We start from the raw sequence: 23,257 nt of genomic DNA on the forward strand, positions 1-23,257 counted from the left end.
TCAGGAGTCGACGGTCGGCACCTGCTCGTAGGGCGTGAGCTTGCACTTGCCGGCCGCCGCATCGTCAGCGGCGGATTTCGGCTCTGTCCAGCTGATGATCTCGAACAGATCGGTATTGTCGGCCGGCTTGGCGTTGCGTCGCGCCAGGTAGATCGTCTGCTGCATCTGGTGCGTCATCGGATCCATGTAGGCGTCGAAATGCTGCATGCGGTCGGTCGCCGAGACCTTCAGGTTCTCAAGCTCCTTGATGATCTTGACGTTGTTGGTCGACCCAGCCCGCTCGATCGCGCGGAGCAGCTCGCGCGTGGACATGTAGCCGTTGTAGGAGACATTGCCTGGCACCGGGATCGGGCCGTCCTTGTTGGCGGCCTGCCACTTCTTGACGAATTCGGCGACGCCGGGCAGCGGCAGCTTGTGATACCAGGTCGTGCCGAACACGCCGAACAGGCTGTCGGGCGCACCCCACACGTCGGGCCAATCCTGCTGGTTGTTGATCCAGGCCGGCTTGCCGTCGAGCTTGAGCTGCGCCACCTGCTCGCGCAATGCCTTGATGTCGTCGCCGCCAACCGCGGTCGCCACAACGTCGGGCTTGGCCTGCTGGATCTTCAGCAGATAGGCGGTGAAGTCGCGCGTGTTCTGCGGCACCAGCAGATTGTCGAGGATCTTGCCACCAGCGCTCTCGACCTGCGTTCTTGTCGCGGCAGACGTCGTGTGACCCCAGACATAGTCGTTGGTCAGCAGCATCCAGTTCTTGCCGATGGAGTCCACCGCATTCTTGACCGACGCCTTGGAAAAATTGGTGCCGTTGCCGTCCCAGACGAATTTCACGCGTGAGCAGTTCTCCCCGGCTTCGCTCGGCGCCGAGGAATTGGTGTTCATGTAGATCACACCGTATTTGCTGGCGACCTGCGTGATGGCGTTGGCGACGCCCGAATGCAGCGCGCCGATCAGGATGGTGCAGTCCTCGCGGGTGATGAAGCGTTCGGCGACGCGGCTGCCGGTGGCTGGCGTCGTCTCGGTGTCCGCGGTGATGAACGTGACCTGGCGCCCGAGTACGCCACCTTTGGCGTTGATCTCGTCGATCGCCATTTTGATGCCGCGGAAATCATCCTGGCCGCTGTTGCCGTATTGACCGCTGGCATCGCAGGTCAGGCCAAGCTTGATCGGTTTCGCGCCTTGCGCCCAGGCATGATTCTGCCGCCACGGCCCAAAGAAGCTGCCGGTGCCGCCGATGACACTCGCCATCAAGCTGCCCTTCAGAACGCTTCGCCGTGAGATCTGACGCCCTCTCATCGTGTCCTCCCGTTTTCGAAGTCTTTTGCTTTTTTGTGAGATTAGAATATTCATTCCATCCGTTATGTAAAGTAGAATATTTGATCCAAACGATGAAATGCCGTTAAACAAGCGACTGATCCGGAGATCCGACTCGATGAACAAGGCGGCTGGCGCCATGAGTTATGACGAACTGCGCGGCGCGATTGCGCAGCGGCACCGGGCGCTGTCCGGCCGGCTGCAGCAGATCGCGGAGTTCGTGCTCGATCACCCGACCGATGTCGCGCTCGGCACCGTGGCGGAGGTGGCGCAGCGCTCAGGGGTGCCGCCGTCGGCGATCGTTCGGTTCGCGCATGCGCTCGGGTTCGGCGGCTTCACCGAGATGCAGCAGGTGTTCCGCTCACGCCTCGTTGCCGGCGTCGCGCCAAGCTACAAGGCGCGCCTCGCGCGCATGAAGAGCCAGGAGAAGTCAGTGCTCGGCCGCCAGCCGGCCGCGGTATTGTCGCGCTTCGTGTCCGAAGCGCAATCATCGCTGGTCGCGCTCAGCCAATCCGTCCATGCGCGCGAACTCGACGCCGCAACCGCGATCCTTGCCAAGGCACGTGACATCTATCTGCTCGGCCTGGGCGGCTCGTTTCCGGTTGCGATCCACCTCGCCTACGTGCTGCGCAAGCTCGGACGGCGCGTCGTCCTGCTCGACGGTCTTGGCGGCAGCATCCACGAGCAGTCGCACGCGGCGACATCAGACGACGCGCTGGTCGCGATCAGCTTCCGAAATTACTATCCGGATACGGCGCGGTTGTTTCCTGAACTCGTCGCGCGGGGCGTGCCCACGATTTCCATCACCGACAGCCTTTTGAGCCCGATCGTCGAGGGCGCGAGCGTCGTGTTCGAGATCCAGGATATGCCTGAGCCCGCGCTGCGTACGCTTGTCGCACCGATGTGCCTCGTGCAGGCGTTGGCGATCGGCCTCGACCTCGCAGCAGACTGACATTCACAACAGGAACAAGATCATGACATCGCATGACACCAACAAGCTTCTGGCAGGCAAAGTTGCGCTGGTGACCGGCGCGGGACGCGGGCTCGGCCGCGCTTTTGCAGAGAAGCTTGCCGCGCTTGGCGCTGACGTCGCCATCCACGGCATGCGTGAGAACGGGCCGGCCGAGTATGGCGAGGGCACCACCCTCACCGCGGTCGCCGTCGAGATCGGCCGCGAATTCGGCGTCCGCAGCCAGCGCGTGCTCGGCGATCTCACCAAGGGCGAGGACATCGCACGCGTCATCGCGGAGACCGAAGCGGCACTCGGCCCGATCGACATTCTCGTGCACAATGCCGGCGGCGATATCGCGGCCGGCGGCGGCAAGCCCGATCCGAACGATGCGGTGAATATCAAGGAGGTCGATGTGCGCGCGGTGCTGGAGCGCAATCTGCTCTCCACCATCCTGACATGCCAGGCGGTCGCGCGCGGCATGATGGAGCGCCGACGCGGCCGCATCGTCACGCTTGGCTCGGTCGCCGCTTTCAAGGGACGTACCCAGGGCTCGATCTATGCGGTGTCGAAGGCCGGTGTGACCCACTACACGCGATGCCTGGCCGACCAGCTCCGCCCCTACGATGTCGCCGTCAACTGCATCGCGCCCGGAGATACCCGCACCGGCCGCTTCCTCGGAACGCGCGCAGTCGACCCCGACAGAATGGTCGAGACCGGCACGCTCGACCGGATCGCTACCGTCGACGAGGTCGCGCGCGTGGTCGAATTCTTCGCAGGGCCCATGGGCGCCTTCGTTTCCGGTCAGGTGCTGCGGATCGACGGCGGCGGGCAGTGCTGGCCGGGCTAAAACGCCCTCGCGAAGCGAAACAGAAAAGGGCCGCTGCAAGCGGCCCTTTTGCGTGATCTCGAATTGACGGAAGTTAGTCCACCCGCGCCAGCACCGCGAGCTTGCGGATGCCTTTGTTGCGGTAGGCGTCGAGGAACGCGTAATAATCCTTGAACGACACGCAGCCGTTGGAATCGCCGTTGGGCCCGAGCATGAAGGTGTGCGCGAGCAGGCCGTCGCGGCCGTAGATCGCACTCTCACCGCCAATCGGGGTCAGGCGCAGCGCAGGCACGCCGTGAAACAGTGCCTCGCGCGGCTTCAGCGTGTAGATGTGCGGCGGCGTCACGCCGCGCATGCGGACGCGCGAGGAGCGTGGGTCGTCGAGGTTGGAGCCGAGGCCGGAATGCGCCTCGAGCTTGGTGCCGTCGGGCAAGTAAACGGTTTTAGCGGAGATGTCGTAGACCGCGGTGTCACGCTCATAGGGCGCCGAACCGCCGAGCATGGGGTTCTGCTCCCTCGGCGCGATGGACGCGGTCACGCTGGCGTCGGCCGAGGCATAGGCGAGCAGCCCACCGGACGGCTCGCGCTTGCCCCAGAGCTTTTCCACCATCGACTGGCGCGGTCCGGTGATCGACATCACCGCAGCCTTTGCGCGATCGGCAATCGATTTTGGCTTCGCCTCAGGCGCCGGCACGATCTCGGCCGGATCTGCCGAGGCAAGCTGCACCGGCGCGTCAGCGCCGCGCTTGGACTTCGCAGCGTCAGCGATCTTGGCCGGACCCGGCTTCAGGACTTCCGCGACCCTCGCGATCACGCTCGGCTTCGGCGCGTCCTTGGCTTCGGCGACCTTGGTTGCGGGCGCGGCGCTGGCCGCATTCGATGTCACGCCTTGGGTCGCAGCCGCGGCAAAGCGATCGTTGAACATCTCGCGCGAGATCGGCGCTGCGACCTGCAAGCGGTCGGGCAAGAGCGCAAAGGCGTCCTTGACGGCCTCCCCGGCCTCGCGCAACGCGACCCTGGGCGCCCGCTTGATCACGGGCTCGTCGTAGCCGTTGCTGCCAACGGTCGGATATACGCTCGCGGCAAAGATGTTGCTGTAGATGGTCCAGCCGGCGCCAAGCACGACGCAGCCGATTACGGCGGCGCCAAGCACGTTTTGCGTGGTCATTTTCCGGGAAGGCTTCCGATAAGAAGTGCTCGAGAATCCTTTGGACTTTCGTGCCGCGATGCCTTGCGCAGCGATACTCGTACTCATTCGCCTTGCGTCCAGAACGGTGTCACTCAGTCCCCCTTCGAAGCGCCGCTGGTCACGATCCGGGAACAGCATCTCGCAGAGGGTCGGAGCGTCATTAAGGCCACTTTTAGTTAAATGCGGATTAAGTTCGGGCGGATGTGGGGCAACCCGTTCGGGTGTCCCATTTCGAGAAAAAAGCCCGCAGAATTACGGACTTAAGCGCGTCTGTTAACTATGATTCTCGGCGGGATTTAGCGTTGCCGGCAACCGTCTCCGGCCGCATCTCTAAGGCCATCCAACCAAGTCGTTTTCGTGGTCTTCAATACCCGGAAGATAACGGGGAAACGTTGCGCGAGGCTGGTGCGCACAGCCCCCTCTCGTCCGTAGCCGCAGCGCGGTTATCAGCAGCCACATCACAGACCGCGCGCGCGAGCCGGTGCCCTGACCGAAAGTTGATTGCACCGCACTGGAAAAGGCCGCAGCGAGAAAATAGCTACGGCAACCGGCACTTTTCAGCAGCCTCTGCGTGTGATACGGTACCGTATCAAGATCGCCTTGAACTGTGCCGAGCACGCAAACGGAGGCTGGCATGAGAGAGTTCGTGCGCGCAGGGTTTTTCGCTCTGACGGGGTCGTTTCTGTTGATCGGACATGCGATTGCACAGCCTGCTGCCAATGTGGGCTGCACGGCGGCGCCGTCTGCTGCCGGTACGCAGACCTGGCGCTGCGACAACGGCATCACGATCGTTGCCGAAAGCGGTGCCAGATTTGAACTTAAGGACGCTAACCGCGACGGACATATAGACTCCGTGGAGTTGAGCAGCAAAGCGCTGCTGGTCGAGGTGCCCAAGAAGCCCGGCGGCAATCCCTTCAAGGTCCTGACGCCGCAGGCGATCGCCGCGGTGCGCGGCACGAAATGGGCGGTCGATGTGGCGGAGGCCAAGACCTCCGTCTTCGTGGCTGACGGCCGTGTCGGCGTGAGCCGCAGGAGCGGCGGGCGCGGCGTGGTATTGGGCCGCGGCCAAGGCGTCGACGTGGAAGCGACAGGCCCATTGACGGTCAAGACATGGGGCCAGCCGCGCGTCGACGCATTGATGGCAAGACTTGGTCAATAGGGCCAGGCCAATAAGTTCGAGTCAGCTGGGCTCGGCCAACAGCATTTGGACGATAGAGAAATTGCAACACGACCACATGAGTAGCCGACGCGTTCAGATCCTGGTGGCACTCGTCCTCACCGCACTGTGGGGCGCGGGCATCTATGCCGGGCACGCCAACGGTCATCTGCGCTTTCTCGACCGCCTCGAGGCGACGCTGACGGACTGGCGGACGCAGGTCCGTGGCGTGCGGGTTCCGCCCGATCTCATCACCATCGTAGCGATCGACGACACCGTCGTGAAGCGCGGCGGCAGCTACCCGCTGCCGCGCGCCGATCTCGCCCGCGTCGTCGACACCATCGTGCAGTTCAAGCCGAAGGTCGTCGCGATCGACCTGCTGCTGGTCGACCGCAGCGCTGCGATCGGCGACGCCACGCTGGCAAATACGCTGGCTACCGGTCCCATCGTTCTTGCCGCCGCGGCGATCTTCCCGTCCGCCAGCGAGACCGTGGAGACCAGCGGCCAAGGCCCCCTCGCCGCCCTGCCGCAGGCCGAGCGCTTCCTGCTGCCCTTGCCGGCGTTCGCCGATCATGCCGAGGTCGGCGTCGTCAATGTTGCGACCGGCCAGTCTGGCTCACCGCTCTCGGTGCCGATGCTATTTCGGACCAGCGACAAGGTCGAGCTGTCCTTTCCGTTGCGGGTCGCGGCGCGCGCGCTCGACAAGTCGCTGACGATCGCGCCGGACCATCTGATGCTCGGCGACCGCGCGGTGCCCACCGATACCGACTTCGCGCTACCGATCACCTATTACGGCCCGCGCCGGACCATCCGCACCGTCAGCGCACAGAGCATCTTCGACGGCACGTTAAGTCGCGCGGCGATCGAGAACCGGATCGTCGTGATCGGGGCCTCGGTCGCCGGCGGTGGTGATTTTTACCCAACACCGTTCGATTCCCTGATGCCCGGCGTCGAAGTGGTCTCCACCGCGATCACCCATCTCGTCGCCGGCGACAGCATCGTGCGCGACCGCAAGGTCCACATCGCCGACGCGCTCATCGCGATCCTGTTGCCGATGCTGCTGGTGGGTCTGCTCGCCTGGCGGCGCAGCGCGCTTGGCATCGTCGCCGCGGCCGCGGTGATGATCGCCTGGGCCGGCTTCAATTTGTTCGCGTTCACACATGGCGTCTGGCTGAACGCCGCGACCACGCTCGCCGCAGCAGTGCCGCCGGTTGCGATCTTTGCCGGCGTGCAATTGTGGGCGGGAGGCCGCCGCACGCAATATTTCGCCGCCAAGAGCCGGTCGCTCGCGCAATTCCAGGCGCCGGCCGTGCAGGAGTGGCTGGCGCGCGATCCGAATTTCCTGTCGACACCCGTCCGGCAGGACGCAGCAATGGTCTTCATCGATCTCTCCGGCTTCACGGCGCTGAGCGAGCGGATCGATCCGGGCGAACTCCAGGACATTCTGAAGGCGTTTCACGCGCTGATCGAGAAGACCGCGGTCGATAGCGGTGGCATGATCAGCGGCTTTCTCGGCGACGGCGCCATGATCCTGTTCGGCCTGCCCGGCGCAATGCCCGACGACGCCGCACGCGCACTGAAATGCGCGATCGACTTGCATCGCGGCGTCGAACGCTGGATCGCGTCACTGCCGTCTGCGATCGGGCACCAGCTCGGCTTCAAGATCGGCGCGCATTTCGGCCCGATCGTCGCCTCGCGCCTCGGCGAGAGCCATCAGCACATCACGGCGACGGGCGACACCGTCAACGTCGCGAGCCGGTTGATGGAGGTTGCCGCCCAGAACGGCGCGCGGCTCGCGCTCAGCGATACGCTGCTGGATGCGGCCGACTTCCAGGGCGCTCCCAACGGCGTTCTGTCGGGCCCCCTGCTCACGCAGGTCCGCGGCCGCTCCGGCGTCGTGACCGTCTGGTTCTGGCGCGACCAGGACAGGCCGAACCAGGCCGCGACCAAGGCCGAGATGATCGACTGAACCTTCGCCATCATCCCGACGAAGAGCTACCGCGCTTCCGGCGGCGGCGAGCGATCCAGCACGTCGCCCTTGGCGCCTTCGAGCAGATCGATGCTGTAAGTCTCGATCACGAGCGGGCCGCGCTTGCGCTGCAATTGCGCGACCTGCGTCACCTTGGCAAAGAGGTCGTGGACCGCCGGATGGCCGTCAGCTCGCAGCTCGTCGACATAGATCAGCTTGCCCGCAAGCAGCTTTGGATCCGGCTCGGGCATGTTGGCCCAGCGGATGCGCTGGTTCTGCTGCGCCACGCAGCTGCCGCGCGGCAGATAGAAGGCGAGCCAGCCCGTCGTGCCGTAGTCCGGGGCAAGTACGCAGGTCGCACCATTGCGGGCGCGCACCGCTTCGATTTCGGCAGCGAGCTCGCGCCAGCCGACGCCGACGCTGCGCACGGTCGCATCGCGGCGATAGCCGGACAGCCAGCCGGTATTGGCCTGCACGATCAACGCGGCAAACATCGCGATGCCGGTCGGTGCGGCCCAGCGCAGGCAAAAATCCACCAAGCGGCGCTGGCGGGGCTTCCACTGCACGAGATTGGCGGCGGCGGCCGCCGCGATGACGAAAGGCGGATAGACCGGCGCGAACCAGTTGGCCTCGACGCGGGCATGCAGCGAATGCCAGACGAAATAGGCAACGATGGTCCAGAACATCGTCTCGATCAGCACGCGCGAGGCCAGCGCGCCGGCCCGACGCCAGGTCAGCGCGTGCAGCCCCATCGCGCCGAGGATGAACACCAGCGGGGTTGCGAACGCGATCTGGGTCGGGATCAGCTCGGCAATGAAGACCGGACGAAAATCCTCGATCCTGGCGCGCCCGAGCTGCTTTGCGAACGAGACCCATTGATGATCGGCATTCCAGAGGATCACCGGCGAGAACAGCGCGAGCGCAACGAAACCGCCGAGATACGGCCAGGGCGAGAGAAACCAGTGCCGCAGTTTCGGCACGGCCGCGATCCAGATCAGGATCGCCAGCCCAAAGAACATCGCGGTGTATTTCGACAGGAGCGCCGCGCCGACGGCTGCGCCGACCGCGAGCCACCAGACGCCGCGGCCGCTCTCCAGCACTTTGGCGAGAAAGAACAGCACGAAGCTGGAGGCAACCAGAAGTGGCGCATCGGGCGTGACGATCAGCGTGCCGACCGAGGCCAGCAGCGTCACGTTGAGCAGGATGGCGCTGGTCGCCGCCACCCGCGCGCCGCCGAACAGGATCGCGGCGGAGCGATAGATCGCGTAGCTCATCGGCAGCGCGAGCAGGATCGAGACCAGGCGGACGCCGAGTTCGGTGTCGCCGGCGATCAGGGTGCCGGCGCGGATGACGTAGGCAACCATCGGCGGGTGGTCGTAGTACCCTCCGGCGAGGTTCTTCGACCACATCCAGTAGTAGGCTTCGTCGAAGGTGATCGGCGTGAACGCGGCTGCGACGAGCCGCATGCCGACCAGCGCAAGGATCACCAGCGCCGTATTGCGGACGATCCGCGCGTCAGCCCCGCCCATCGTGAGCTATTTCTTGCGCCAGACGAACAGTCCGGACATCGCGTAGTTCCACACCACGCCCATCAGCGCCCCGGCCGCACCCGCAAGCCACCAGATCGGCTCCTGGTCGTAGACCGAGAAGGCGACGCCGACATTGGCGAGCAGGCCGACGCTGCACACGATGTAGAACGCGATCAGGCCGCGCAGCAGCGCAAAGCCCTTCAGCCGCTGGTCGCGATAGGTGAGGAAGTTGTTGAGGACGAAATTGCTGGTCATCGCGACGATGGCGCCGGAGGCCTGCGCTTCCGCGAACGGCTCCTTGAATAGTTCGAGCGATATGAACAGGGTCGTGAGATGCACCACGAGGCCGATCCCGCCGACCATCGCGAACAGCAGGAAGCGCAAGGAGACAGCGTCGTTGGTGAACTTTGCCAGCACCAGGCCGAGAAAATCCAGCGCGACCATGGAATCGAGCTTGCTTTCGCCGTGCTGGCGCTCACCGAACGTGTAGGGAATTTCGATGGCGCGCAAGCTGCCGTTAGCGCTTGCGACGAGGTCGAGCAGGATCTTGAAGCCGTGCACGGAAAGTTTCGGCGCCAGCTGCTCGAAGCGGTCGCGGCGAACCATGAAGAAGCCGCTCATGGGATCGGCGATCTCGACCCGCAGCGCTTTCCTGGCGAGTTCCGTTGCCAGCGCGCTGGCGCCGGCGCGCTGCTTGTTGAAGCCTTCGCTCTTGTAGCCCTCGATGTAGCGGCTGCCGACCACGAGCTCGGCCTGCCCGCTCGCGAGCAGCGACAGCATCTTCGGCAGCTGCGTCTCGTCGTGTTGAAGATCGGCGTCGATTACGGCCGCATAGGGCGCGCTGGAGGCCAGGATGCCCTCGATGCAGGCCCCCGACAGGCCGCGGCGGCCGATGCGGCGGACACAGCGCACGCGGCTGTCGCGCTGGGCCAGCGCGCGCACGACGTCCCAGGTGCCATCAGGCGAATTGTCGTCGACGAACACGACTTCCCAGGCGATGCCGGCCAGCGCGGCCTCCAGCCGCCGGTAAAGCACCGCGACATTGTCGCGTTCGTTGAAGGTCGGGACGACGACCGACAATTCCGGCGCCGGCGAAGCCGCCTTTTGGGTGTCGGAGCCCGGTCTGATCGCTTCATTCATGACGGCAGCGTATATCCGCCGCGTCCCGTGCTGCCAAGAACTTGTGCTGCCAAGAACTTGTGCTGCCAAGAACTTGTGCTGCCAAGAACTTGCGCTCGCAAGCCGGGGTTTCTCTGGGGAGCGGCCCAAAAGGGGCCCAAAAATGCCAACGACCCCGGAACGGCGGGCCGCGCGTACATCCGGCGCAGCCTGTGCTATTCCAAGGTCGTTCCAGCGCCGGAGTTTTTCGCTCAACGTCGCCGTTATAAGCTAAATGGGAACGGCAACGCCGCTTTACAAGGGGCGAAAGAGACCCTTTTCACGCCCTTATTGGTTCGGGACTTCCTTGATCACCGGCCCTCGCGGCACGGGCGCGGCAGGGGCCGCCGGCGCCGTAACGGCGGCCGGGTCGACTTTCGCGGGCCTGGGCGGCTTGCCGTATTGGCCGATCGGCCCGAAGACGACGGCCACCGCAAGCACGATCGCCGCGACGATCGCGCCCAAAATGCCCCCCACCGACTCAGACGACATGGAAACTCATCCCTGTTCCAGATGCGCTCAATAATACCATGGATGAGCGCGCCGCCGGAAGGGCTTGCCGGAGGCACCGGTCCATGGGCTATTTCTGCGGCGGCTTGTGCTTGACGAAGGCCGTCACGATGTCCTTTTGCGCCGCCTCCACCGCCCTGTTCGCGGTCGCGAGATGCGCGCCGGCATCAATTTCGGGATATTGCGTGGTGAGATAATCGAGCAGTGCCACCCGGTAGTATTGTCGCTCCGACGGACAGGCTCCGGCGACGGAGCGGCCAAAATCCTGTTCCGACAGGCCCTGATTGCCGTCGCGCGAATATTCCCGCGCCAGGCAATGCCAATAATCGTCGCGGCCCTGCATGGCGAGCTTCTGCGCACCCTTGGCATCGTCATCGTCGGCCATAACTGAAGATATCATGGCAGCAGATGTCATCATAACGAGCGCCGCTCCCACCATCAGCATCCGCATCTTGTTCTCCTTTTTTCGCAGATCCCGTCGCGAGCTTAGACGGGACGTCGCAACTGGCCAATCACAACTCGTTTGATTAGGATGGAGGCCCCTCCTCCCGTCATCCGAGATCCTCCCGTGGCCAAAGCAAAAACCGCGTCTAAAAAATCAGGCAACATCTTTATCGGCATCGGCGGCTGGACCTTCGAGCCTTGGCGCGGCGTGTTCTATCCGGAGAAGCTGACGCAAGCCAAGGAGCTGTCCTACGCCGCCTCGAAACTGACCTCGATCGAGATCAACGGCACCTATTACGGCTCGCAGAAACCGGAGAGCTTTCGCAAATGGGCGAGCGAGGTGCCTGATGGTTTCGTGTTCTCGGTCAAGGGGCCGCGCTTCGCCACCAACCGGCGCGTGCTGGCCGAGGCTGGGGATTCCATCAAACGTTTCTATGATTCCGGCGTGCTGGAACTCGGCGATCATCTTGGGCCGGTGCTGTGGCAGTTCGCGCCGACCAAAAAATTCGACGGCGCCGATTTCGGCAAATTCCTCGAGCTGTTGCCGCGCAAGCTCGACGGACGCGCCCTGCGCCACGTCGTCGAGGTCCGTCACGACAGTTTCTGCGCGCCGGACTTCGTCGCGCTGATCCGCGAATTCGAGACGCCCGTCGTCTTCGCCGAGCACGGCAAATATCCCGCGATCGCCGACGTCGCCGGCGATTTCGTCTATGCCCGGCTGCAGAAGGGCAATGACGAGATCAAGACATGCTATCCGCCGAAGCAGCTCGATGCCTGGGCAAAGCGCTTTCAGCACTGGGCCGAGGGAAGTGAACCCGACGACCTGCCGAAGGTCGACAAGGCCAAGCCGAAGAAGGAGCCGCGCGACGTGTTCGCCTATGTCATCCACGAGGGCAAGGTGCGCGCGCCGGCCGGCGCCATGGAGCTGATCGCGCGGGTGAGCTGACGTGTTTCGCTAAAGGTGTCTCATGGCAAAGGCAAAAAAGCTCTTCACCATCGGCTATGAGCAGACGCCGCCCAAGGCAGTGCTCGACGAGCTGGAGCAATCCGGCGTCAAGCTCGTCGTCGACGTGCGCGCGGTGACGTCATCGCGCCGGCCCGGCTTTTCCAAGAGGCAGCTCGCCGCAGGCCTCGATGAACGCGGCATCGCCTATGTCCATCTGGCAGCGCTCGGAACGCCCAAGGAAGGCCGCCTCGCCGCCCGCAGCGGGCAATACGATGTGCTGGAGAAGGTTTTCTCAAAGCACCTGAAGACGCCGGAGGCCAGGGAGCAGATGGACGAGCTCTCGGCGCTGGTGAAGAAAGCAGGTCCCGTCTGTCTGCTTTGCTACGAGCGCGATCACACCCACTGCCACCGCCAGATGATCGCTGAGATCATCGAAGAGCGCGATGGAGTGGCAGTGAAGAATCTGGCGGGACGGCAGGCCTGAACGACTCTCTCCGTCATGGCCGGGAATAGAGAGCTACCCCTCCCCCGCGAGCCGGAACGTGCCTTCCATCATCTGCACACAGCTGCCGCCGACATGAGCGGAGACGATGTTGCCGTCCTGCTTGCGCACGCGCGTCAGCAAGAGGCTCGGCCGCCCCATGTCAAAACCCTGGCCGACCGTGAGCTTCAACTCGCCGTCGCGGACAGGATCGAGATCGGCGAACAGCGCGGCGGCCGCGACCGTTGCGCTGCCGGTGGCGGGGTCTTCGGCGAGGCCGCCGGCGCCGCGCATGAACATCCGCGCCTGCCGCTCGCAAGGCGCCTCCGCCGCGGGCACATCGCGCGTATAGAACCACGCCGCGAACGCGCCGTCGCACGGAAATACCTTGCCGAAGGCCGCCGCGTCGGACCTCGCCCGTTTGAGCGCATCGCGCGAGTGCACCTCAATCACCAGAAACGGCGTTCCAACGCTGACGACCTGTGGAGCGTGACGGTCGACCCTAATGTCGTCTGCACTGAGTGAGATGCAGCTCGCGGCATCAGCGGCAGACAACTGCGACAGGCGGGTCAGAGGCTGCGGCGCGGTGAGCTCGGTGCTGATTACCCGCCCCTGCTCTCGCGAGATATCGACCGGCACCAGCCCCGCCTTCTCCTCGAACCGCAGACGCGGTTTCGGCTCCTTCGCGATCGAGGCCAGCACGAAGGCGGTGCCGACATTGGGATGGCCAGCGAAAGGAAGCTCCCTGACAGGCGTGAAGATGCGCACCTCTGCATCATTCGCCTTGTCACGCGGCGGCAACACGAAGGTCGTCTCGGAATAGTTGAACTCGGTCGCGATCGCCTGCATTTGCGTGGTCGACAACCCGCCGGCATCGAGCACCACGGCGAGCTGGTTGCCGCCGAAGGCGCGGTCGGTGAACACGTCGACGGTGATGTAGCGGCGCTGCATCTTCATTTCCCTTACGCAATCGCAGCCGCAATCGGCCGCGTCGCCGGCACTCTACAAGCCGGCAACATCGTCCGTCATTCCCCAAAATTGAGTGCAATCGGAGCAATCGCGGTGACGCGTTGGAGGCCGAGAAGCGGCTTCCACAATGCAAGCCCCAAAAGCTAGCAGAGATATTTCATCACGCGCCTTCAACGAACCCGACCCGCTTCAGCGAAGCGCGACTCACATTTGAAAGCGCAGGAAGCGGCCCTCACCCCAGTTGAAACACCGCCACCTTCTGTTCGTAACCGCGCACCTCGACCTCCCCAAGCGAGACCGCATCGTCGCAGTCCTTGCCAAGTGCCTCGCGAACGGCCGCCGAGATCAAGAGCTGCGAGCCGAACTCCTTGTTCAGCGCCTCCAGCCGTGAGGCGAAGTTCACGGTGTCTCCGATGACGGTGTATTCCTTGCGCCGGGGCGAGCCGATATTGCCGGCGACGACCTCGCCGAAATGGATACCGATGCCGATCTTGAGCGGCCAGCTCGTCTGCGCGTTGATGCGCTCCATCGCGGTTAGCATCTCGCGGCCCGCGGCGACCGCGCGGTGCGCGGCGTCGGAAGTCTCCAGCGGCGCACCGAACAGGGCGAGAAAGCCGTCGCCCAAAAACTTGTTCACGATGCCACCCTCGCGGTCGAGAATGTCGACCAGAACGGCGAAGGCGCCGTCGAGCCGGTCGACCACCTCCTGCGGGGTTCGCGACTGCGCGCCCGCGGTGAAGCCGCGAAAATCGACGAACATCACGGCAACGCGGCGGAGGTCGCCGGCGGCGCTCGTCCCCGCCGCCATCAGCCGCTCCACCACCTGCGGCGAAACGTGCTGGCCGAACAGGTTGGTCACCCGGTCGCGCGCGGTCGCTGCGGCAATGCTCGCGGCGAACTGGCGGCGGAGCTGCGCACCGACCGCGCCGGCAAGCACGCCGCAGATCAGGATGATGGTGCTTCGTACCGCGTGGAAATAGATCTGCGGCTCGCCGCTCCCGCTGGCGGGATCGAAGATCAGCGCCACAGTGAGCAACTCACCCGCAGCGACGAAGCCGGTGAAGGTGGACAGCCAGAAGTCCAGCCGCAGGGTCGAAAGGATGACGAAAATGAAATAGATCAGCGGCACGACGAAGCCGAGCGCCTGGCTCGCGCCCATGCTGCGAATCTGCAGGATCAGGATGACGGTCGGCAGCGAGGTCTCGATCAGCGCACCGATATAGCGCCGGATCACCGGCAGATCGCGGTCGAGCTTGAGGTTTCGCCTGATCTGGCTGTGGACCCAGACCTCGAACAGGATGAAGCCGGTCAGGAGACCATAGACCTCGGCAAGCCCCTCGGTGCCCCGCCAGACCCGCTGCACCACGGAGGAATCGACAAGATAGATCGCAGTGAGAAACACGACGATGACGCAGCCCGTCGTGATCAGCGCCCTCACCCGCACGAGCTCGGTGCGCAGCACTTCGCGCGTCAGCTCGCGCTCGAAGTCTTCGGAGACCACGGCATGCTGCCGGGCCTTCCTGCTCGCAAAACTGACCATTCCACCCCCTTGATTCCGGGGCATCTTGCCTCAATCCAGCGTGCGGCGGAAGCGCGTCACGGCGATGGTCATGGCGAGCAGCATCAGGACCGCCAGCGCCAGCGCGTCGAAATGCAAATTTTGCATGCTCGCGCCCTTCAGCATGATGGCGCGGACGATGCGCAAATAATGCGTCAGCGGCAAGCACTCGCCGACATATTGCGCCCAGGCCGGCATCCCGGCAAACGGGAACATGAAGCCGGACAGCAAGATGCTCGGCAGGAAGAACATCATCGACATCTGCATCGCCTGGAGCTGGTTCTGCACCAGCGTCGAGATCGTATACCCGATCGCCAGGTTGGTCGTGATGAACAGCGTCGAGAGCAGCGCCAGCAGGAACAGATTGCCGAGCACCGGCACGCCGAACAGGCCGACCCCGATGCCGATGATGAGGAACGCCTGCACGAACCCGACCAGCACGTAAGGGATGATCTTGCCGAACATCACCTCGACCGGCCTGATCGGCATCGACAGCAGGCTCTCCATCGTGCCGCGCTCGACCTCGCGCGTGACCGAGAGCGCGGTGAAGATCAGCATGGTCATGGTGAGGATGGTGCCGACGAGGCCCGGCACGATGTTGAGGCTCGACGCGGCGGCGGGGTTGTAGCGGGCATGCGCGCGGATCTCGAACGGCATCTCCGGGGGATCTCCGATGTAGAGATCGTGCTTGAGTGCGGTCTGCACGACCATGCCGAGCGAGCCGATCGCCGCGCTCGCCGCCACTGGATCGGTGGCGTCGGCCGCGACCAGCAGCGCCGGCTTATCGCCGCGCCGCACTGCCCGCTCGAAGCCGCGCGGGATCTCGACGCCGAACAGAACCTTGCCGGATTTCAGGAGATTGTCGAAGTCGTCGACGTCGTGCACTTCGTAGAGAAAGCGGAAATAGGCGGTGTTCTCCAGCGCCTTCAGGATCGAGCGGGCGAGATCGGAGTCCTCCTGGAGCAGCACCGCGCTCGGCAGATTGTGCGGCGTGGTGTTGATGGCATAGCCGAACAGGAGCAGCTGCATCACCGGCAGCATCACGATCATTGCAAACGACACCCGGTCGCGCCTGAGCTGGATGAACTCCTTGATCAGCATCGCATAGGAGCGCCTCCAGAAGCCGAATCGCTCCCGGATCGCGTGCTGGGGTTCGGGACGATCGACCGCGCTCATTGGAAATTGTCCTTGGAACGACTCATCAATTCGATGAACACGTCTTCCAGTGAAGGCGATGATTTGTGCCAATGCAGCCCGCTTTTCTCGCGCCACGGCGCGATGCTGGCCTCGAGCGCGGCGACGTCGCGGCCGGAGACGTGCAACGACGTGCCGAACGGCGCCACCATGTCGATTCCAGGCTTGCCGGTGAGCGCAGCGGTGAGCCCGTTCAGGTCCTCGCCCGTCACGGTGTAGGTCGTCAACGCGGATTTCGCGATCACCTCGTCCACGGTGCCGTGCACGAGCAGATGGCCATAGGCGATATAAGCGATCTCGTGACAGCGCTCGGCCTCGTCCATGTAGTGTGTCGAGACCAGCACGGTGAGACCGTCGGCCGCCAGTGCATGAATCTCGTTCCAGAAATCGCGCCGCGCCTTCGGGTCGACGCCGGCGGTCGGCTCGTCCAGCAACAGCAGTTTCGGACTGGGCAATGTGCAGGCGCCCAACGCCAGCCGCTGCTTCCAGCCGCCGGAGAGCTCGCCCGCGAGCTGTTCCTCGCGCCCCGAGAGCCCGATCCGCTTGATCATGTCGCGCGCGGCGCCGCGTGCATCGCGAAGGCCGTATAGGCGCGCGACGAATTCGAGGTTTTCGCGGACAGAGAGATCCTGATAGAGGCTGAAGCGCTGGGTCATGTAACCGACCTGGCGCTTGATCTTTTCGGCATCGCGCCTAATGTCGTAGCCGAGGCAGGTGCCCTCGCCGCTGTCGGGCGTGAGCAGGCCGCAGAGGATGCGAATCGTCGTCGTCTTGCCCGAGCCGTTCGGGCCGAGGAAGCCGTAGATCGAACCCCGCTTCACCTGCATCGACAAATCGTGCACGACCTCGCGGCCGCCGAACGACTTGCTCAGGCCCTTGACGTCGATCGCAATGCCATTGCCGCCGTTCATCGCTTGTCCGCCACGGGGGTTTTTGGATTGAGATGGACGTCGATGGGTTGTCCGACACGCAGCGCATCGGGGCGCGACGGCCGCGCCTGGATCAGGTAGACGAGTTTGTTGCGCTCCTCGAGGCTGTAGATGACAGGCGGGGTGTATTCGGCCGAAGTCGCGATGAAGTAGATCTTTGCTGTGAGATCGGCGGCGCAATTGTCGCACGCGATCCGCACCGTGTCGCCGATCGCAAGCTTCGGCAGCTCGGTCTCCGGCACGAAGAAACGCAGCTTCATGTTGCCGGGAGGCATGATCGAGAGCACGGGCCGCTGCGCTGCCACCATCTCGCCCTCGCGAAAATAGATCTGCTGGATGGCACCGGCCACGGGCGCAAAGCCCTTGCGCCGCGCCATCCGCGTCTCCGAGGTCGCCACCCGCGCCTCGGCGACGCGCAAGGCAGAGACGGCCGAGTCGAGATTGGCCTGCGTGCCCGAGCCGGTCTTGCTCAGCGAGGCCGCGCGGTCATAGGTCTGCTGCGCGTTGGCAAGCGTCGCCTTGTTCTGGTTGAGATCGGCAAGCTGGAGATCGTCGTCGACTGAATAGAGGTGATCTCCGACCTTGACCTCGTCGCCCTCGCGGATGTTCAGCTTCGTCACGCGGCCCGCCTCGTCCGGGCTGACGAAGATCATGTCGGCCTCGACCCAGCCCTGGAAGCCGGGCTCACGCTTGTCCTTGCAGCCAGCAAGCCCGGTTGCGAGGACCGCGACTAATGCGAATATAAAAATTGCTCGCAACGACCTCATGTCGAGCTCCGTTCGCCAAAAATCAAATCGAGATGGACGCGCAGCATGTCCTGCGCGTTGAGCGGCGCGTGCCGCGCAAACAGGCTCTGCCAGATCACCGCGATCATAGCGGGTGCGACCAGGATCTGCGGGTAATGCGCCAGGTTCTTCTGGCGGATCTCGCCGCGGGCAATGCCGAGTTCGATCAGGGCGCGCATGGCGGCCATCCCGCGCGAGACGACCTCGCGGTAGTAGAAATCGGCCACGGACGGAAAGCGCGGTCCCTCGGCCACGATCAGGCGCACGAGATCACCGCGTCTGGTGCCGATCACCTCCTTGAGGAAGTTGCTGGCAAACGTCTCGACGAGATCACGCACCGAGCCCGCCGGCGGCGGCAATGCTGTCAACCGCGTCACCACAGGGACGATCACGGTCCGCACCAGTTCCTCGAACATGGATTCCTTGTCCTTGAAGTGCAGGTAGATGGTGCCCTTGGCGACACCCGCGCGCTTCGCGATGTCGTCGAGCCGCGTCGCGGCAAAGCCGCGCGCGATGAATTCCTCCATCGCGGCCTCCACGATCGCGGCACGCCGTTCCGCCGCGCGCGTGGCGCGGCTCGACGCGGGTGCCGCGTCGCTGGCGCGATCTGTGGACGGAGCGGCGGGTTTGGTCGGCTTCTTGGTCATCCCGATTACATGACTGACCGGTCAGTCATGGTCAAGGCAGGATTACAGACCCAACCAGGCCAATAAATTAGCTTTTACTAATTCATTAGTGGATGCTGATCTAATTCCCATGATCGAAGCCGCCCCAAATCCCGTCACCACCGTGATGCGCGCCCTCGCCGATCCGACCCGGCGCGCGGTGTTCGAGCGCGTCTTCGAGAGCAAGGAGATCAGCGTCGCCGAGCTCACGCGCGGAAGCGGCGTGACGCAAGGCGCGATCTCGCAACACTTGAAGTCCCTCAAGCAGGCCGGCCTCGTCGCCGAGCGTGCCGAGGGCCGCAACGTCTATTACCGTGCCGCGCCGCAAGGCCTCGAACCGTTGGTCTCCTGGATGGACCATTACGGCGTGTTCTGGCGCGAGCGCTTCCAGAACCTGCGTGACCTCTTGAAGGAGATCGATCCGTGAGTGCTCTTGAATTGAAAGCCGAGACAAAAGACATCGTCCTCGACGAGGTGCTCCCTCACGCGCCGGAGACGATCTGGAAGGCGCTGACCAGCGCCCAGCTCATCGCGCGCTGGCTGATGCCGCCGACCGGTTTCGAGGCCGTCGAAGGCAACACTTTCACCTACCAGACCACGCCGGGCGGCGCCTGGGATGGCGTCATCCATTGTCGCGTCCTTGAAGTCATGCCGAACCGGCGCCTCGTCTACGCCTGGAAGGGCGGCGATGAGCGCAACACCGGCTACGGCGCGCCGCTCGACACTGTCGTGACGTGGTCCCTCACCCCGGTCGAGGCCGGCACGCGGATCCGTCTGGTTCATGCGGGCTTCGTCATACCCAGGAACCAGTCGGCCTACACGGGCATGAGCGGCGGCTGGAAGAAGGTCGTCCGCCAGCTCGACGAGATCAGCGGCGAAGACAAGTAAGGAGTTATCGCATGACCAAGCCCTTTACCGGCGGCTGCGCCTGCGGCGCGATCCGCTATTCGATCGCCAGTGAGCCCCTGTTCGCCAATCACTGCCAATGCCGGGACTGCCAGCGCGAAAGCGGCAGCGGGCACGGCTCCTACATAACCTTCGCGCGCGCCGGCGTCACGCTTACCGGCGAGGCGAAGCATTGGGACATGGTCGCCAACAGCGGCAACGTGAAGACGCGCGGTTTCTGCACGCAGTGCGGCGTGCCTGTTTACATGACCTTCGCGGCACAGCCCGACGTCTTTACGATCCGCGCCACAAGTCTCGACGAGCCCGCCCGCTACAAGCCGCAGGCGGTCACTTTCGCCGCGCGCGGACATGACTGGGATCGTCTTGACCCGGACCTGCCGAAATTCGCTGGCATGCCGCCGGGGTAAGGCATCGCAAGTGGAAGCGCGCGCAAGACCGCGCGCATTCACGTCAACTATGAAACTTCAGCCCATCAACGATCTTGTCGATCACCTTGCGCTCGGCGCGCATCGCAAGTCCAACGAGGTTGAGGTCAGGGCGCGCCACTGCCCTCACCGCCTCGCGATTGGCGGCATCATGCGTGGTCTTGAACATGTCCTCGGTGTAGACCGCCGGCTTGACGCTGCGCGTCAGGGCCCGATCGAGCGCGCGCGTCAATGCGGGACCGTCGGCGCCATAGATCAGGATCGGCTGTCCGATTAGCGCGTGATATTTCGTGCCCGACGCGTCCTCATAGGGCTCGCCGATGCAGTCGGGAAACGCAGCCGCGATGCCGCTGGTCAGGAACGAGGCAACGTTGAGCTTCTGCCAGGGCTGAAGATCAGTGCGGATCACAACGGCGATTTTAGTGTCGAATTGCATTGAATTCCCCAACTGTCATTCCGGACTCGATGCTACGCAACATCGGAATGACGGCAACAGGAATCAACCCTTTGCGTCGCAGGCCCAGGCGCGGATCACGCATTCCTTGCCGCCGTATTTGTAACATTCGCGCGTCGCGGCATTGAGCGTGGCCGAGATCTTCGGCTTGACGGCATAGCCATAGGCGCCGCAGGGATTGGACAGATCGACCGACATCGCGGCGCAAGCGCGCTTCATCGTCACGGTCGTGCAATCGCCCTTGCACTGCTTCTGCGCCGCCGCACGCGCTTCGTGCTCGGCGCCATAATCAAACGCTTGGCCATAGGCGCCGCACTTGCCGACCGCAAATGCACCGGCGGCGTGCGCATCGGTGATATGGCGAGCGCCCGCGACGCAGACGGACAGCGCAAAGAAAAACATCGCGCAACGGCGCGCGACGACGTTCGAAGCCATGGAAAAACCCCTCCCCCCAAGGCAGGTGAAGTGGACTGTAAGCGCCGGTCGTTTCCAGATGGTGAACGGGGCGTTGAAATTGAGGCGTGCCACCAATTTCAGATCGCAGTCTGGGGAATGGTGGGCATGGCGCTACGCGCCTTTGCCCATCATACCGCAGCGTCACCCGCGTCTTGCCGCTTCCAACGCCTGCGGCGTGTCGATGTCGAGGAAGGCGCTCTCGCCGTCGACCGGCACTTCGGCGACCGCCTCGGTGTGCTTGGCGATCAGATGGCGCGCGCCGACATCGCCATCGAGCGTCATCAACTCCGTGAAGAAGCGGCGCGACCACAGCACGGGATTGCCGCGGCGGCCTTCGCTGACGGGCACGACGATGAGATTGCCGCGGTCCGGTGCGAACGCGTCGATGAGACGGTCGATCAGGCCGGCATCGATCAGCGGCATGTCGCCGAGGCAGACCACAGCGCCGTCGCAAGCTTCTGGAACGGCCGCGATACCGGCCTTGACCGAGCTTGCGATGCCGCCGGCAAAATCCGGATTTTTGACGAAACGCACCTTCAGGCCTCGCAAGGCTTGCTCGATCAGCTCGGTCTGATGGCCGGTGACCACGATGACCTCCGATGCTTTCGAGGCCAGCGCCTGCTCGGTCGCAATCCGCACCAGCTTCTTGCCGTCGAGCTCGGCCAGTAGCTTGTTCGGCCCACCCATCCGGGTCGAACGGCCCGCCGCGAGCACGATGACCGCGACGTGGTTGTTGCTCTCGATCTCCGGTTTTGCGCGCGGCTGCGGACGCGTGACGATCTCCATCAGGAGGCCGCCGACGCCCATGCCCATCAGCTCGGACCGTGTCACCTTGATGCCAGCCAGCAGCCGCATCAGCACCCAGTCAAAGCCGTTCTCGACCGGCGAGCGCGCGCAGCCGGGCGCTCCCAGCACAGGAACGGTGCCGGTCCGGGCAATCAGCAAAAGATTGCCGGGATCGACCGGCATGCCGAAATGCTCGATCTCGCCGCCGATTCCGGTCACGGCCGCAGGGATCACGTCGCGGCGATCGGCGATCGCGGATGCCCCGAACACGATCACGAGCTCGGCGCCAAGTCCCAGCAGTTCGTTGATCGCAGCCGACAGCGCCTGCTCCTCATGGGGGACCCGCCGCTCGGCGATGATGCCAGCGCCGGCTGGCGCAAGCCGCTCGGCGGTGACGCGCAACGTCTTGTCGATCACCTTGGAGGACAGGCCGGGCAACAGCGTCGAGACCACGCCGACACGCTTGATGACGTAAGGCGCGATCTTCAGAACGTCGCGACCCGCGGCCTTCACCGCGGCATCACGCAAGTTTCCTTCGACGCCGAACGGAATGATCTTGACGGTGCCGACCATCTCGCCCTCGACCACCGGCTTGAAGGCGGAGAGCGTGGCAAAGGTAATGGCCTCGTCGATATTGTTGATGCGGTCCACTGCGGCGCGATCGATCACCAGCACGCCCGGGCGCCCGGCGAACAGATTGGCTCGACCGGTAAAGGCACGCTCGACATGAATGCCATCGCCACCGACGGCGAGCGCGATGCTGGCGGCAGCGACGTCCTCGGAGACATCGCCCGCCTCCATCCGCACCACCACAATGTCCTTGATGCCGGCGCGCTCCAGCGCCTCGACCTCGGCAGGGCCGATCGTCGTGCCCTTCTTCAGCACCAGCGGTCCCTGGCGCAGGGTGTGGACGGTCACCCCGCCGATCGCATCCCTGGGACTCGCCGGGCCGAATTTCATGCGGCTTCTTCTTTTTCTTTGGGCGGCAGGCGAAGCACCGCCGTGATCTCGGCCATGATCGACACCGCGATCTCGGACGGCGAGACCGCGCCGATCGCAAGCCCGATGGGCGCATGGATGCGCGCGATGTCGTTGTCCTTGGCGCCCTGCGCCCGCAGCCGGTCGCCGCGTTTGGCATGCGTCTTCCGCGAGCCGAGCGCGCCGATATAGAAGCAGTTGCGCTCGAAAGCGTGCAGCAGCGCGGGATCGTCGATCTTTGGATCGTGCGTCACCGCGACGAAAGCGGTGTAGGCATCGACGTTGAGTGGCGGCAGCGCCGTGTCGGGCCATTCCGCGACCAAGGGAACGTCTGGGAAGCGCTCGGGGCTCGCAAAGGCCGTGCGCGGATCGACCACGGTGACGTCGTAGCCGAGCGAGCGCGCCAGCGGCGCCAGCGCCTGACTGATATGGACAGCGCCGACGATGACGAGCTTTGCGGTCGGCGCATAAACGTTGAGGAAGAGCTTCTTGCCGCCGGCCTCGACACTGGCGCTTTTGCCCATGCGAAGCTGCTTGTCGAGTTCAGCGCCCAAGGGATCCTTGGCGAAATCCTTGGCTTTCACAAGGCGCTGCTCGCCGCTCTCGGTGTCCGTCACCAGGATCACCGGGCGGCGCGCGGCGCGCTCGGCATTGAGTTCGTGCAGGATTGCGAGCTTCACG

General features: G+C 64.3%; 25 protein-coding genes. 9 read left to right on the forward strand and 16 right to left on the reverse strand.

Annotated features, from left to right (window positions below):
* Window positions 1-1,245 (reverse strand): ABC transporter substrate-binding protein, encoded by a 1,245-nt coding sequence (locus tag IVB45_RS23935; RefSeq protein WP_063995819.1) that lies wholly within the window; start codon window positions 1,243-1,245, stop codon window positions 1-3.
* 184 nt (window positions 1,246-1,429) lie between these two features.
* Here IVB45_RS23935 and IVB45_RS23940 point away from each other — a divergent pair, with 184 nt between their 5' ends.
* Both IVB45_RS23940 and IVB45_RS23945 read left to right on the forward strand, forming a co-directional pair.
* Window positions 1,430-2,263, forward strand: coding sequence for a MurR/RpiR family transcriptional regulator (locus IVB45_RS23940; protein ID WP_247287203.1), 834 nt, complete (start codon window positions 1,430-1,432; stop codon window positions 2,261-2,263).
* Window positions 2,264-2,285: 22 nt separating this feature from the next.
* On the forward strand, window positions 2,286-3,110 hold the full coding sequence (locus IVB45_RS23945; protein WP_247362324.1) for an SDR family oxidoreductase: 825 nt from the start codon (window positions 2,286-2,288) through the stop codon (window positions 3,108-3,110).
* 73 nt (window positions 3,111-3,183) lie between these two features.
* Here the strand turns inward: IVB45_RS23945 and IVB45_RS23950 are convergent, their stop codons facing one another.
* A complete protein-coding gene (locus IVB45_RS23950) occupies window positions 3,184-4,257 on the reverse strand; it encodes a DUF2778 domain-containing protein (RefSeq protein ID WP_247362326.1) in 1,074 nt (357 codons plus the stop codon).
* Window positions 4,258-4,912: 655 nt separating this feature from the next.
* Here IVB45_RS23950 and IVB45_RS23955 point away from each other — a divergent pair.
* Entirely contained in the window at window positions 4,913-5,437 is a 525-nt protein-coding gene (locus IVB45_RS23955) for a FecR domain-containing protein (RefSeq protein WP_247362328.1), read from the forward strand.
* A gap of 76 nt (window positions 5,438-5,513) precedes the next feature.
* Entirely contained in the window at window positions 5,514-7,403 is a 1,890-nt protein-coding gene (locus tag IVB45_RS23960; RefSeq protein WP_247362330.1) for an adenylate/guanylate cyclase domain-containing protein, read from the forward strand.
* 26 nt (window positions 7,404-7,429) lie between these two features.
* Here the strand turns inward: IVB45_RS23960 and IVB45_RS23965 are convergent, their stop codons facing one another.
* The 4 genes from IVB45_RS23965 to IVB45_RS23980 form a co-directional block, all read right to left on the reverse strand.
* On the reverse strand, window positions 7,430-8,932 hold the full coding sequence (locus tag IVB45_RS23965) for a glycosyltransferase family 39 protein (protein WP_247362333.1): 1,503 nt from the start codon (window positions 8,930-8,932) through the stop codon (window positions 7,430-7,432).
* A 6-nt stretch (window positions 8,933-8,938) separates the two neighbouring features.
* Complete coding sequence (locus IVB45_RS23970) at window positions 8,939-10,072, reverse strand: glycosyltransferase family 2 protein (protein ID WP_247362336.1); 1,134 nt, start codon at window positions 10,070-10,072, stop codon at window positions 8,939-8,941.
* A 306-nt stretch (window positions 10,073-10,378) separates the two neighbouring features.
* Window positions 10,379-10,582, reverse strand: coding sequence for a hypothetical protein (locus IVB45_RS23975; protein WP_027518781.1), 204 nt, complete (start codon window positions 10,580-10,582; stop codon window positions 10,379-10,381).
* 88 nt (window positions 10,583-10,670) lie between these two features.
* Window positions 10,671-11,051, reverse strand: coding sequence for a hypothetical protein (locus IVB45_RS23980; RefSeq protein WP_247362338.1), 381 nt, complete (start codon window positions 11,049-11,051; stop codon window positions 10,671-10,673).
* Between the two features lie 117 nt (window positions 11,052-11,168).
* On the opposite strand from IVB45_RS23980, the gene IVB45_RS23985 reads away from it, so the two are divergent.
* Both IVB45_RS23985 and IVB45_RS23990 read left to right on the forward strand, forming a co-directional pair.
* On the forward strand, window positions 11,169-11,990 hold the full coding sequence (locus tag IVB45_RS23985) for a DUF72 domain-containing protein (RefSeq protein WP_247287208.1): 822 nt from the start codon (window positions 11,169-11,171) through the stop codon (window positions 11,988-11,990).
* Window positions 11,991-12,012: 22 nt separating this feature from the next.
* Window positions 12,013-12,474: a DUF488 domain-containing protein gene (locus IVB45_RS23990; RefSeq protein WP_247362341.1), complete on the forward strand. Its 462-nt coding sequence runs from the start codon at window positions 12,013-12,015 to the stop codon at window positions 12,472-12,474.
* Window positions 12,475-12,507: 33 nt separating this feature from the next.
* Here IVB45_RS23990 and IVB45_RS23995 read toward each other — a convergent pair whose 3' ends face one another.
* The 6 genes from IVB45_RS23995 to IVB45_RS24020 form a co-directional block, all read right to left on the reverse strand.
* A complete protein-coding gene (locus tag IVB45_RS23995; protein ID WP_247362345.1) occupies window positions 12,508-13,422 on the reverse strand; it encodes a PhzF family phenazine biosynthesis protein in 915 nt (304 codons plus the stop codon).
* 250 nt (window positions 13,423-13,672) lie between these two features.
* On the reverse strand, window positions 13,673-14,980 hold the full coding sequence (locus IVB45_RS24000) for an adenylate/guanylate cyclase domain-containing protein (RefSeq protein ID WP_247287212.1): 1,308 nt from the start codon (window positions 14,978-14,980) through the stop codon (window positions 13,673-13,675).
* A gap of 30 nt (window positions 14,981-15,010) precedes the next feature.
* The gene (locus IVB45_RS24005) at window positions 15,011-16,174 is read right to left on the reverse strand and encodes an ABC transporter permease (protein WP_247362348.1); all 1,164 of its coding nucleotides are present in this window, start codon (window positions 16,172-16,174) and stop codon (window positions 15,011-15,013) included.
* Complete coding sequence (locus IVB45_RS24010; protein WP_247362350.1) at window positions 16,171-17,103, reverse strand: ABC transporter ATP-binding protein; 933 nt, start codon at window positions 17,101-17,103, stop codon at window positions 16,171-16,173. Before IVB45_RS24010 ends, IVB45_RS24005 begins: the two co-directional genes overlap by 4 nt.
* On the reverse strand, window positions 17,100-17,888 hold the full coding sequence (locus tag IVB45_RS24015; protein WP_247362352.1) for an efflux RND transporter periplasmic adaptor subunit: 789 nt from the start codon (window positions 17,886-17,888) through the stop codon (window positions 17,100-17,102). The genes IVB45_RS24010 and IVB45_RS24015 overlap by 4 nt, the downstream gene beginning before the upstream one ends.
* Window positions 17,885-18,553 (reverse strand): TetR/AcrR family transcriptional regulator, encoded by a 669-nt coding sequence (locus IVB45_RS24020; protein WP_247362354.1) that lies wholly within the window; start codon window positions 18,551-18,553, stop codon window positions 17,885-17,887. Before IVB45_RS24020 ends, IVB45_RS24015 begins: the two co-directional genes overlap by 4 nt.
* Window positions 18,554-18,662: 109 nt before the next feature.
* Here IVB45_RS24020 and IVB45_RS24025 point away from each other — a divergent pair, with 109 nt between their 5' ends.
* From IVB45_RS24025 to IVB45_RS24035, 3 genes are read left to right on the forward strand one after another with little or no spacing between them, the layout of a single operon-like run.
* Window positions 18,663-18,998, forward strand: coding sequence for a metalloregulator ArsR/SmtB family transcription factor (locus IVB45_RS24025; protein WP_007611986.1), 336 nt, complete (start codon window positions 18,663-18,665; stop codon window positions 18,996-18,998).
* Window positions 18,995-19,459: an SRPBCC domain-containing protein gene (locus tag IVB45_RS24030; RefSeq protein ID WP_027567718.1), complete on the forward strand. Its 465-nt coding sequence runs from the start codon at window positions 18,995-18,997 to the stop codon at window positions 19,457-19,459. Before IVB45_RS24025 ends, IVB45_RS24030 begins: the two co-directional genes overlap by 4 nt.
* 11 nt (window positions 19,460-19,470) lie before the next feature.
* Window positions 19,471-19,884 (forward strand): GFA family protein, encoded by a 414-nt coding sequence (locus IVB45_RS24035; protein ID WP_247362357.1) that lies wholly within the window; start codon window positions 19,471-19,473, stop codon window positions 19,882-19,884.
* A gap of 43 nt (window positions 19,885-19,927) precedes the next feature.
* Here IVB45_RS24035 and IVB45_RS24040 read toward each other — a convergent pair whose 3' ends face one another.
* The 4 genes from IVB45_RS24040 to IVB45_RS24055 all read right to left on the reverse strand — a co-directional run bounded on the left by IVB45_RS24040 (window position 19,928) and on the right by IVB45_RS24055 (window position 23,256).
* On the reverse strand, window positions 19,928-20,338 hold the full coding sequence (locus tag IVB45_RS24040; RefSeq protein ID WP_247362359.1) for a DUF2000 family protein: 411 nt from the start codon (window positions 20,336-20,338) through the stop codon (window positions 19,928-19,930).
* A gap of 63 nt (window positions 20,339-20,401) precedes the next feature.
* On the reverse strand, window positions 20,402-20,791 hold the full coding sequence (locus IVB45_RS24045) for a DUF4189 domain-containing protein (protein WP_007611990.1): 390 nt from the start codon (window positions 20,789-20,791) through the stop codon (window positions 20,402-20,404).
* 162 nt (window positions 20,792-20,953) lie between these two features.
* Window positions 20,954-22,558, reverse strand: a complete 1,605-nt coding sequence (locus IVB45_RS24050) for a molybdopterin-binding/glycosyltransferase family 2 protein (RefSeq protein ID WP_247362360.1) — start codon at window positions 22,556-22,558, stop codon at window positions 20,954-20,956.
* Window positions 22,555-23,256, reverse strand: coding sequence for an XdhC family protein (locus tag IVB45_RS24055; RefSeq protein ID WP_247362362.1), 702 nt, complete (start codon window positions 23,254-23,256; stop codon window positions 22,555-22,557). The genes IVB45_RS24050 and IVB45_RS24055 overlap by 4 nt, the downstream gene beginning before the upstream one ends.
* Window position 23,257: the final 1 nt, after the last annotated feature.

It is taken from the genome of Bradyrhizobium sp. 4, assembly GCF_023100905.1.
Taxonomy (GTDB): Bacteria; Pseudomonadota; Alphaproteobacteria; order Rhizobiales; family Xanthobacteraceae; genus Bradyrhizobium.

What these genes read in the sequence shown, in the direction of transcription:
- IVB45_RS23990 (WP_247362341.1), top strand. Translation starts at nt 12,013, where the DNA reads ATGGCAAAGGCAAAAAAGCTCTTCACCATCGGCTATGAGCAGACGCCG.
- IVB45_RS24000 (WP_247287212.1), bottom strand. Translation starts at nt 14,980, where the DNA reads ATGGTCAGTTTTGCGAGCAGGAAGGCCCGGCAGCATGCCGTGGTCTCC.
- IVB45_RS24010 (WP_247362350.1), bottom strand. Translation starts at nt 17,103, where the DNA reads ATGAACGGCGGCAATGGCATTGCGATCGACGTCAAGGGCCTGAGCAAG.
- IVB45_RS24025 (WP_007611986.1), top strand. Translation starts at nt 18,663, where the DNA reads ATGATCGAAGCCGCCCCAAATCCCGTCACCACCGTGATGCGCGCCCTC.
- IVB45_RS24035 (WP_247362357.1), top strand. Translation starts at nt 19,471, where the DNA reads ATGACCAAGCCCTTTACCGGCGGCTGCGCCTGCGGCGCGATCCGCTAT.
- IVB45_RS23965 (WP_247362333.1), bottom strand. Translation starts at nt 8,932, where the DNA reads ATGGGCGGGGCTGACGCGCGGATCGTCCGCAATACGGCGCTGGTGATC.
- IVB45_RS23950 (WP_247362326.1), bottom strand. Translation starts at nt 4,257, where the DNA reads ATGACCACGCAAAACGTGCTTGGCGCCGCCGTAATCGGCTGCGTCGTG.
- IVB45_RS23945 (WP_247362324.1), top strand. Translation starts at nt 2,286, where the DNA reads ATGACATCGCATGACACCAACAAGCTTCTGGCAGGCAAAGTTGCGCTG.
- IVB45_RS24050 (WP_247362360.1), bottom strand. Translation starts at nt 22,558, where the DNA reads ATGAAATTCGGCCCGGCGAGTCCCAGGGATGCGATCGGCGGGGTGACC.
- IVB45_RS23960 (WP_247362330.1), top strand. Translation starts at nt 5,514, where the DNA reads ATGAGTAGCCGACGCGTTCAGATCCTGGTGGCACTCGTCCTCACCGCA.
- IVB45_RS24005 (WP_247362348.1), bottom strand. Translation starts at nt 16,174, where the DNA reads ATGAGCGCGGTCGATCGTCCCGAACCCCAGCACGCGATCCGGGAGCGA.
- IVB45_RS23935 (WP_063995819.1), bottom strand. Translation starts at nt 1,245, where the DNA reads ATGGCGAGTGTCATCGGCGGCACCGGCAGCTTCTTTGGGCCGTGGCGG.
- IVB45_RS23995 (WP_247362345.1), bottom strand. Translation starts at nt 13,422, where the DNA reads ATGCAGCGCCGCTACATCACCGTCGACGTGTTCACCGACCGCGCCTTC.
- IVB45_RS24045 (WP_007611990.1), bottom strand. Translation starts at nt 20,791, where the DNA reads ATGGCTTCGAACGTCGTCGCGCGCCGTTGCGCGATGTTTTTCTTTGCG.
- IVB45_RS23980 (WP_247362338.1), bottom strand. Translation starts at nt 11,051, where the DNA reads ATGCGGATGCTGATGGTGGGAGCGGCGCTCGTTATGATGACATCTGCT.
- IVB45_RS24015 (WP_247362352.1), bottom strand. Translation starts at nt 17,888, where the DNA reads ATGAGGTCGTTGCGAGCAATTTTTATATTCGCATTAGTCGCGGTCCTC.
- IVB45_RS23940 (WP_247287203.1), top strand. Translation starts at nt 1,430, where the DNA reads ATGAACAAGGCGGCTGGCGCCATGAGTTATGACGAACTGCGCGGCGCG.
- IVB45_RS23970 (WP_247362336.1), bottom strand. Translation starts at nt 10,072, where the DNA reads ATGAATGAAGCGATCAGACCGGGCTCCGACACCCAAAAGGCGGCTTCG.
- IVB45_RS24020 (WP_247362354.1), bottom strand. Translation starts at nt 18,553, where the DNA reads ATGACCAAGAAGCCGACCAAACCCGCCGCTCCGTCCACAGATCGCGCC.
- IVB45_RS24040 (WP_247362359.1), bottom strand. Translation starts at nt 20,338, where the DNA reads ATGCAATTCGACACTAAAATCGCCGTTGTGATCCGCACTGATCTTCAG.
- IVB45_RS23955 (WP_247362328.1), top strand. Translation starts at nt 4,913, where the DNA reads ATGAGAGAGTTCGTGCGCGCAGGGTTTTTCGCTCTGACGGGGTCGTTT.
- IVB45_RS23975 (WP_027518781.1), bottom strand. Translation starts at nt 10,582, where the DNA reads ATGTCGTCTGAGTCGGTGGGGGGCATTTTGGGCGCGATCGTCGCGGCG.